Source organism: Mesorhizobium neociceri, assembly GCF_013520985.1.
Taxonomy (GTDB): domain Bacteria; phylum Pseudomonadota; class Alphaproteobacteria; order Rhizobiales; family Rhizobiaceae; genus Mesorhizobium; species Mesorhizobium neociceri.
Genome location: NZ_JACDTY010000020.1, coordinates 89,592 through 98,328, shown reverse-complemented (window position 1 = coordinate 98,328; position 8,737 = coordinate 89,592). Strand labels below are relative to the sequence as shown.

At 60.4% G+C, this 8,737-nt stretch carries 8 protein-coding genes; 4 read left to right on the top strand and 4 right to left on the bottom strand.

Going from position 1 to position 8,737, the window contains the following annotated elements:
• Positions 1 to 1,417, bottom strand: a 1,417-nt coding sequence (locus H0241_RS28870; RefSeq protein WP_181061170.1) for a hypothetical protein, incomplete at its 3' end; no start/stop codon positions are given.
• 893 nt (positions 1,418 to 2,310) lie between these two features.
• On the opposite strand from H0241_RS28870, the gene H0241_RS28865 reads away from it, so the two are divergent.
• The 3 genes from H0241_RS28865 to H0241_RS28855 all read left to right on the top strand — a co-directional run bounded on the left by H0241_RS28865 (position 2,311) and on the right by H0241_RS28855 (position 5,228).
• Entirely contained in the window at positions 2,311 to 2,970 is a 660-nt protein-coding gene (locus H0241_RS28865) for a response regulator (protein WP_181061169.1), read from the top strand.
• Between the two features lie 237 nt (positions 2,971 to 3,207).
• Entirely contained in the window at positions 3,208 to 4,584 is a 1,377-nt protein-coding gene (locus H0241_RS28860; RefSeq protein ID WP_407941784.1) for a sensor histidine kinase, read from the top strand.
• Positions 4,581 to 5,228 (top strand): response regulator, encoded by a 648-nt coding sequence (locus H0241_RS28855; protein ID WP_181061168.1) that lies wholly within the window; start codon positions 4,581 to 4,583, stop codon positions 5,226 to 5,228. The genes H0241_RS28860 and H0241_RS28855 overlap by 4 nt, the downstream gene beginning before the upstream one ends.
• A gap of 67 nt (positions 5,229 to 5,295) precedes the next feature.
• Here the strand turns inward: H0241_RS28855 and H0241_RS28850 are convergent, their stop codons facing one another.
• Complete coding sequence (locus H0241_RS28850) at positions 5,296 to 5,757, bottom strand: hypothetical protein (protein ID WP_181061167.1); 462 nt, start codon at positions 5,755 to 5,757, stop codon at positions 5,296 to 5,298.
• Positions 5,758 to 5,933: 176 nt separating this feature from the next.
• Here H0241_RS28850 and H0241_RS28845 point away from each other — a divergent pair, with 176 nt between their 5' ends.
• On the top strand, positions 5,934 to 6,167 hold the full coding sequence (locus tag H0241_RS28845) for a DUF924 family protein (protein ID WP_407941783.1): 234 nt from the start codon (positions 5,934 to 5,936) through the stop codon (positions 6,165 to 6,167).
• Positions 6,168 to 6,383: 216 nt separating this feature from the next.
• On the opposite strand, the gene H0241_RS28840 is transcribed toward H0241_RS28845, so the two are convergent.
• Complete coding sequence (locus tag H0241_RS28840; RefSeq protein WP_328824855.1) at positions 6,384 to 7,574, bottom strand: hypothetical protein; 1,191 nt, start codon at positions 7,572 to 7,574, stop codon at positions 6,384 to 6,386.
• A gap of 96 nt (positions 7,575 to 7,670) precedes the next feature.
• Positions 7,671 to 8,726 (bottom strand): sugar-transfer associated ATP-grasp domain-containing protein, encoded by a 1,056-nt coding sequence (locus H0241_RS28835; RefSeq protein WP_181061166.1) that lies wholly within the window; start codon positions 8,724 to 8,726, stop codon positions 7,671 to 7,673.
• Between the last annotated feature and the right edge of the window lie 11 nt (positions 8,727 to 8,737).

Here is an 8,737-nt window from a genome sequence, read left to right as displayed (position 1 = left end):
CGTCGGTGCTGTCGTCGTCATGGCCATGCACCACGACCGTGTTGACGATGCTGCCGGCATTTTGGGCGTCGATGCCGACCGTCGCGGTGAACGTCCAGGTCTCGTCGCTGTCGACCAAATAGTCGTCATCGATGTCGCCGGACACGTAGTGGGTGCCGTGATCGCTGCCCGCCACGAAACCATCGAGCAGATCGATGTCGTCAGCGGCATCGCCTGGCGTTGCATTGTCGTCCACAAGCCCGGTCAATGTCAGCGGGTCGAACGCGCCGGCCGCACTCGTGTTCGTCACTTCATAGGTGTAGGTGACGTCGGTGGCGGAGCCCTCGTCAATCGAGGTCGGGTCGGCCGTCTTGGCGACGTGGATTGATGGCGCCACATCCGTCACCGTCACCGTCGCGTCGTCGGTGGCGGTCACGTCGTTGGTGGTGTCGTCGTCATGGGCATGCACCACGACCGTGTTGACGATGCTGCTGCCGGCATCGTGGGCTGCAATGTTGACATCGGCCGTGAAAATCCAGGTCTCGTTGCTGTCGACAAGGTAGTCGTTGTCGGTGTCGCCGGACACATAGTGGGTGCCATGTGTGCTGTTGGCCACGAAGCCGTTGAGCAGGTTGATGTCGTCAGTGGCATCGCCTGGCGTTGCATTGTCGTCGATCAGCGAGGTCAGCGTCAGCGGATCGGCTGCTCCGTCCGCGCTCGTGTTTGTCACCTTGTAGGTGTAGGTGACGGTCGTCGCCTCGCCTTCGTTGATCTCGCCCGGTTCGACCGTCTTCTCGATCGCGACCGCTGGAGCGTTGTCGACACCGGCCTTGGTGATTACACCCCATTCCTCGAACCCGCCGTCCGAATCGCTGGGATCGCCGAACGCCGAATAGAGATAGACATAGTTACCGGTTGCGTTGTCGAAGAAGCTGGTGGGGATGTAGACGAACATGTCGCCCTTGCCACTGCCAGCCGGCGCGTCCTTGCCGGCACTCAACTGAACGGTCACGTCGCCGTCGGTGGCGTTCCCATCGAGATCATAGAGCAGTTGCTGGGTCTGAAGCGTCGGAAGGGTTGTGATATTCGGATCCGAGGCCGAATAGATCTGCAATGAGTTGAGGGACAGCAACTCCCCCTTGGTGCTGTTCGGCTCGTTGGCGTCGAGCTTGAACACATAATAGTCGTGGCCGTCCAGGGTCACCACCTGCATGTCGCTCAGCAGAAGCGCGTTCGTATGCTCCTGCTGTTTGTCATCCAGCGGCAACGGAGTGCCATCGGTGTTGAAGCCGCTTTCCGTGCCGTTCGCACCAAGCACAAGGAAGGTGTCGTAGTTGCCTGTACCGGCGTCGCCTTGTGGCTCGGCTGTGAAAACGGTGCCATCGGTCAATGTGGCGGAGGTGGTTGCACCACTGATATCGACTACGGTATCGGCCATTTTCTTAACTCCCCTTGCGCTTGCAAGCGCGTTCCCTTGTTGGCCGCACAAGGCGGCTGACTACCCCAGACCTATTGCAACGCCGGGCGTGCCCGCGGAACGCGGCATCGCCAGCAAAGAGCCGTTCGTGACATAAGCGGCGTTGAACAGGGAAGGCCTTGGCGGGGCGGCTGCGCCCGTTCGCCAGACACAACTACCCCCGGATGACGGAATCGATCCGTCGTCGGACTGACTGTCACGCTCACGCCCCATACCCCAAAACTCGCGCGATCTACGTCGACCGCCTGAGCATTAACATTCCCCTAACCATATTACGCAGGTTGCAATTGGTGCGTCCATATAACCGTGGTTATAGACGCGAACGCAAATTCAACGCCGGTAAATCTCTTTCATATTCAAGTCGAATTCCTCTGACACGACCGAATTGTTTCCAAATTCGTCAAATTTTACTTTCCTGGACGAGATTATTGGAACCAGTGCCGTGGTCTCATCAAGCGACCGGCCGGCAATTATGCGGCGGCATCGCGTCTGCTTTCAGTCCGCGGCCAAGTACCTTGCTGCCGGCAGCACGTGGAGGTTGATTACGTATTTGCTAATTCTTGTCGGAAGCACGATGCTAATGCCGGGATGGCTCCCATATGAGGAGGAGCGGGCCGGGTTCGGGGTCGGGGGCCGTTTCCGGCCAGGAGGTGTGCAGGCATAGGCACAGCAACGCGGGAGCCGCCCTTGGGCGCAAGACCGCAGTGCTTTGATTTCAGTGGAGGAATACTGTTGATGATTAAGCATAGGCGATTGCCGCTTCAGCCGGACGAAAACAATGGCGCCGCTCCGGCATGGCGCTTTGTAGGCCGGCGGCCGCCGCCGTTCACGCCGTCCCATAAGGGGAACTGAACATGGTCACCACGGTGTTCATCGCCGATGACCATCCGCTGCTGCTGCACGGGCTGGCCGACCTAATAGCCCGCGATCCCGGCTTCCTGGTTGTCGGGTCGGCGCTGGACGGTAGGAGCGCGCTGGCGATGATCCGGCAGGAGGTGCCGGATGTCGCGGTGCTCGACGTGCGCATGCCGGGGCTGAGCGGACCTGAAATCGCCGCGGAACTCGGCAGGCTGGGGCTCACCACGCGCTGCGTGCTTTTGACAGCAACCGCTTCCAACGCCGAGCTTTATGATGCCGTGATGGCGGGCGTCGCCGGTATCGTGTTCAAGGAAGCCACGGTCGAGACGCTGGCCAAATGTATCCGTCAGGTGGCCGCGGGCGGACGCTGGTTGCCCGCCGAGATCGTCGGTGACGCTGTCGAAAGCGAGGCCACCCGGCGGATCAGATGGCGAAAGCTTTCGTCGCTGCTGACCGTCCGCGAGATGGAGATCGCCCGGCTCGCCGCCGCCAACAGGCCGAACGGGCAGATCGCGCTCGATCTCGGCATTTCGAAAGGCACGCTGAAAATCCACATGAACAATATCTACCGCAAATTGCAGGTCTCCTCGCGAGGCGAGCTTTTTCAGTTGGTGGCCGGTCAAATCGCGCACGACGCCCGGACGGGACGGCAATGAAACCAATGCAGATGCCCGCGACAGCCGGTCTGTCCGGCTTCGCCGGCCCTGTAAGATACCCGGCGCGGCGGTGCTGCGGATGCCGAACCGCGGCGGCCAGAATCTTGCACAGGCCAAAAATCTTGCACAGACCAAAATCTTGCACAGACAATGTCGCAAAGGCTGCGGAGCCTCTATAACAGGCACGGGTGGGAAGGGTGGATCGTGCGATTGCTTGGGGTTTTCCTAGGAGAGTTCTTGCCGCGTTGGGGCAGACTGTCGCTGGCCCTGCAGTTCCTCATTGCCGGCGGTATCGGGCTGCTGGTGGTGATGCTGGTGGTCGGCGTGTGGGTGACCTCGCAAATCCGGCAAGGCGTCATGCGCAATTCCGCCGCGACCACGGCGCTCTATGTCGACAGCGTGATAGCGCCGCTATTGCCCGACATGCGCAAAAGCCGCGAGCTCGACGATACCGTCAAGCGGGCGCTCGACGAAACGCTCGACCAGGGTGCGCTCGGCAAGCGGCTGGCGTCGTTCAAGCTGTGGCGGCGCGACGGCACGATCCTCTACGCCAAGGATACGACGCTGATCGGCAAGGTGTTCGAGCCGAACGCCAACCTGGTCTCCGCCTTCAGCGGCAATGTCGTGGCCGAGTACAACGACCTCGACGACGACGCCGAGAGCCGATACGAGAAAAAGACGGTGGCTGGACCGCTGCTGGAAATCTACAATCCGGTGCGCGAACCCTGGTCGGGCGAAGTCGTCGCCGTTTCGGAGTTCTACGAAGTTGCCGACGACTTCGAGTCGTCGCTGAACGCCGCCCTGTGGCAAAGCTGGCTGGTCGTGGCCGGCGCCACGGCGGCGGCATTGGTGCTTTTGTCAGGCATCGTCTTTCGCGGCAGCCGCACCATCCAAACCCAACGGGCGGCGCTCGAGGCCAAGATCGCCGAATTGCGGGCGCTGCTGTCGCAGAATTCATCGCTGCGCGAGCGCGTGCAGCACGCCTCGCGGCGCGCCACCGCGCTCAACGAACGCTATCTCAGGCGCATCGGCGCCGATCTTCACGACGGGCCGGCCCAGCTCGTGGCGCTGGCGGCACTCAGGATGGACAGCCCGATCTTGCTTGATCCCGGCGCCTCCACCGCGCTGCGCGAAGCCGAGATCGCCGACATCCACAAAACGCTTGACGAAGCGATCCGCGAGATACGCGGCATCTGCAACGGTCTCGTCCTGCCGCAGATCGAGACGGCGGCGGTGCTGGACATATTGCGGCTGGCCGTCGCCGAACACCAACGGCGGACCGGAACCTCGGTTTTGCTGACGCTGCCGAAGCGCTTGCGCGAACCCGGTCCTTCCGAGAAGATCAGCATCTATCGTTTTGTCCAGGAAGGCTTGAACAACGCCTATCGCCACGGAAAAGGCAGGGATCAGGCGGTGAAAGCGGCAATGAAAGGCGGCAAACTGTTCGTCGAGGTGCTCGACGGCGGCCCCGGATTCGACCCGGCAAGAAGCGAGGGCCTTGGGCTTGCCGGTCTCAGGGAGCGTATCGAGAGCATCGGCGGCCAGTTCGAAACCGTATCCGGCCCACAAGGCACACGACTGGTGATAACATTGACCATTGAGGAGCAATCGTGACCCACGCCATCCGCATTGCCATTATCGACGACCATCCGTTGTTTCGCGAGGGTGTAGCGCGCAGCCTCGGCGAGATCGGTGGTTTCGAAATCGTCGGCGAAGGCGCCAGTGCCGAGGATGCCGAAAGGCTGGTCGCGGCCATGCGCCCCGACATCGTGCTGCTCGACATCAGCATGCCGGGCGGCGGGCTCACCGCCGCGGCAAACATCATGGCCGGACACCCTGGCCAGAAGGTCGTCATGCTGACCGTGTCGGAAGCCAACGCCGACGTTGCCCAGGCGCTCAATGCCGGCGCGCGCGGCTATGTGCTGAAAGGCGTCGGTTCGAAGGCGCTGGCCGAAATCCTCAGCAATGTCGCGGCTGGCGAAAGCTATGTCTCGCCGACACTGTCGGCCCGGCTTCTGTCGGACCTGTTGCAGCCGGCGAACCGCAAGGCCGATCCCATTCAGCAGCTCACCGGCCGCGAGGCCGATATCCTGCGCCTGGTGGCGGAAGGCTTGAGCAACAAGGAAGTCGCCGCACGGCTTTCGTTGCAAGAGAAGACGGTCAAGCATCACATGACGCGGGTTCTGGCCAAGCTCAATGTCCGCAACCGCACCGAGGCGGCGCTGCTGATGCGCGAGGCGCGGGAGCGCGCGAGTTGACGCGCGGGGCACGGACGACACCCGTCCGCACGAGGTACTGAGGAAAAAACATCCGTGCGAAAGCGGCTCACAAACTTTTCAAACGTGCCACATCGGCGGCGGTCGCCGTCCGTTCGATGATGGTGCGGTCGAGCGCATCCTTCATCGTGAACCGGCCATTGTGGATATCTTCCTTCATGCCGTTGGGATGAGTGACCGTGATGCCGGTAGCGTCGACCTCGACCTGGTCGCCGGTTGCAGAATTTACATGGCTGGCCTTGCCGGCGCCGGTATTGCCCTTGCCCTTGCCGTTACCGCCGCTGTTGCTGTTACCGTTTCCACCGCTGTTGCCGTTGCCGCCGCCATTTCCGTTGCCACCGCCATTGCCGCCGCCGCCCCCATTGCCGCCGCCGCCGCCATTGCCGCCATCCTTGGCGAAGGCATTGCTGGCGGCAATCTTGGCGGCGCCGTCAAAGCTCAGGTGATAGGGCACAAGAACCAGGGCGAGCGTCGTCGACGCCCGCAAGGCAAGCCAGCAGAGTTGGCGCAAGCGCGTAATCTGTTCCTCTCCCGTCAGCGAGGACCGATCCGATCTGTCCACAACCGGAATGGCGTTGTTACCAGAACAGCATCCACAAAATCGACGTTCTGCGAAAGCGGCTTACGACCCTTGTCTCAGCCGATACAGACCTTTTTTATAAAATTGTCAGACTTAAGTCTGATATTTTGCAACCGCTAGCTGCAATTGCAACGGCTGGGCGGCGCCTATGGTGCGCTGGCCTGAAGCGGGCCAAACACCATCGCGACATCATCCGCCGTTTCGGACGCTTCCCGCACCGCAACCCTATCCTCAGCCGCGCCATGCGGAGCCAAGAACAACGGTTTCTCGATGAAGGTGGATTGCAGGTAAGCGCATCGGCGACAAAAGGCCAACCGGGGATAGCCGCGCCTAAAGGTTGACAACAATAGGCCGTGTGACATTATCGTGGGATATATGAGTGGGGAAATGAAATGAAGAAAACTTATTCAAAGCCAGTGCTTGTGAAAAAGGGGAACCTTTCGACCATTACGGCTGAAAACGGCCCGATCATTATTTCCGGTCCCATCCCTCAGTAATAAGCTTGGCGAGCAGGCAAGCTCTAACGGCTAACGGCCAGGCTTCCGTTAATACATAGCTCATCGGGCGACAATCAGGTCGTCCAACACCAGTTGCCAGTAGCGCCTGGTTGAAAATCTCACACGTGTTACCTGACCGAGCATCGGCGCGTAGTGAACGGGCGTCAGCGCAGACAGAGTAATGGCATCGCTGGCAATCAGTTGGTCGCCGAGCCAACTCTCGATCCGCGCAACTTCCCCCTCGGACTTTAACCACGCCGCAGCCAGAAGTACGGAGTGAAAACCAAAAGGTCTTTCGCTGCTGAATTCGGCGGGGTGTCCGCTGCTGGTGTAGCAGACGTGGTCTCCCGAAACATTGCCGTTCACATAGCCTTCGCCATCCTTCACGTAATCGCGCGAAATGGCATTGACGTTGAACCAGTTGAACCCGGCATAGCCTGACGGCAGCTTTCGAAAATCGCGCGCTGTGACATCGTCGAACCCGATGGTTTGCAGGGGCGCGTCGTCGGCGATGCCTGGGATTTTGGACGAAAGCAGGCCAAGAGCGGTCGGATAGGCTGACAAAGCCAGTCTGCGCGCGAAACCACGGCCATCTACGACGATCGCGTCCGCATCATCTGCGAGATCGAGGCTGAAATCCTCGCCATCGCCAACCGGGTGTACAGCCAGAATCCGACCTTTTTTCTCCACGGATATGGTCGCCGGTGCCGTTGCATGCCCACCAAGGCGCCGTATCGGGAAAAGGCCGACAGGCTGCAGCATTGCCTCCGAGACCATTCCGGCGGGTGAGCCCGGCAACGGCTGAAAGTGCTGCGACTGGATTTCGTTGGAACTGCTTGCGCGCCAGCCCGGCGGCACCGAGACCGTGAACCGATAGGTGCCCGGCAAGTGGATCGGTGCCTTGCCGTGTTTGGTCGACACGGTAAAATTGGCAAAGCCGCTGCGGTTGGTACGCGCCTGGGAAGCGAAATGGCCGTTGGCATCGTGCAGCCTGACCATAACGCCGCCCATCGGACGGTCCCCAAGGCCGTATCTGCCGTCGCGATCGATATCGAAATAGACGAAGGATGAGTGGTTGAGGCTGTCGTGGCTGACCGACCAATCCTGGCGCACAACGTAGTCATTTGCCGGGTTTTGACGGCGCTGCGCCTTGCGACGCTTACGCGCCCGACGCCAGGCGAAAGTTGCCAGCGCGACGACCACAGCCAGCCCGACAGCGACTATCGTTCCGAGCGTGGCCAGGTAATGCACCGCTGTCACTCCTCTTCGAAATTCTCGGGCAAACCAAGCTTTGCATATAACGGATCGAATTGTTTGTAGAGCCGTCGGGGTGGCGCTCCAATGACCTTACATGCGCATCTCCGCCCAGAAAGCGCGCTGCTCGGCGGTCTGCTTCAAGCTGCCATGGCATTGATGGATATCCAGGCCGGGGCGGATATTGCCCTCGACGACAACGATGCCCGCTTCCGTCAGTGCCACATCCCAACCAACGAGGCCCGGAAACGGTAACATTGCTGCAAGCTTCAGCATTATCGATTTCACCACCGACCAGTTGGGAACGGACGCACCAAGAATCCGCGCACCGCTTTCGGGATGGGCTTCAATGGTATCCCGCTGCCTGGTCTTTTTGTTGTAGAACAAACCTGCAGACAGAATACCGCTATCGACATTTACAAGGGCCGCAACCCCGCCACTGCCCTTCTTCCAGTTGTCGGTGGGGTAGGTTGCCGGCCTGCCCATCTTCATTGTAGCAGCGAGAACGATCGGCCGGTGGTCCGAAAAATGCGTCCCGGTCAAAACGCGAAGCGTGTTCAATGTCCTGGGAAAGAACGCCTCGCTCCATGCTCCCTGAGCAATGATGTCCGACACGATGTAGCCATTGATATGTTTCCTCGAGAACCCCTCCAGCCATTGAGGCGCGGCAACGAGCCTATCATTGGCGAGAATCCCGTCGGGCGTCTGCACAAGTCGTAACGCCTCTGCACCCTGCCCCTTGCCCGACGGTTTTATGAACAATTCGCCTTTTTCGGCCAGCAGCGCGAGCAGAGCACGCTGATCCTGGACCTCGCCATCGCCGCTGAGGCTTATGAGCTTTCGACCGGCGAGATAGTGTGTGGTCGGTGGAGCGACCGACGGCATCACGACATCGAGCCAGAGCTTCTGGTCGAGCTTGTTGGAAAGAACCTGCGAAAGAGACAGATTTCGCGCCTCAATCCGGCGTCGGTACAAGGTGAGTCGGAAATAGTCGCCACTGCGATAAGATCCGTCGTCCAACATAGCCAATCCCTTGGATGGATGGCCTGTGAGCAGGGCGCGAACTCGCCAGCCAAGACTTGGCGGATCCTCTGAAAATTCTGCTTCGAGATAGGCTTTGTAAGCCGCTAACCGAGTTGAAACCGACATCCCCGCCCCCG

Coding starts and splice junctions, on each gene's coding strand:
- H0241_RS28835 (WP_181061166.1), bottom strand. CDS start 8,726: ATGTCGGTTTCAACTCGGTTAGCGGCTTACAAAGCCTATCTCGAAGCA.
- H0241_RS28865 (WP_181061169.1), top strand. CDS start 2,311: ATGGTCACCACGGTGTTCATCGCCGATGACCATCCGCTGCTGCTGCAC.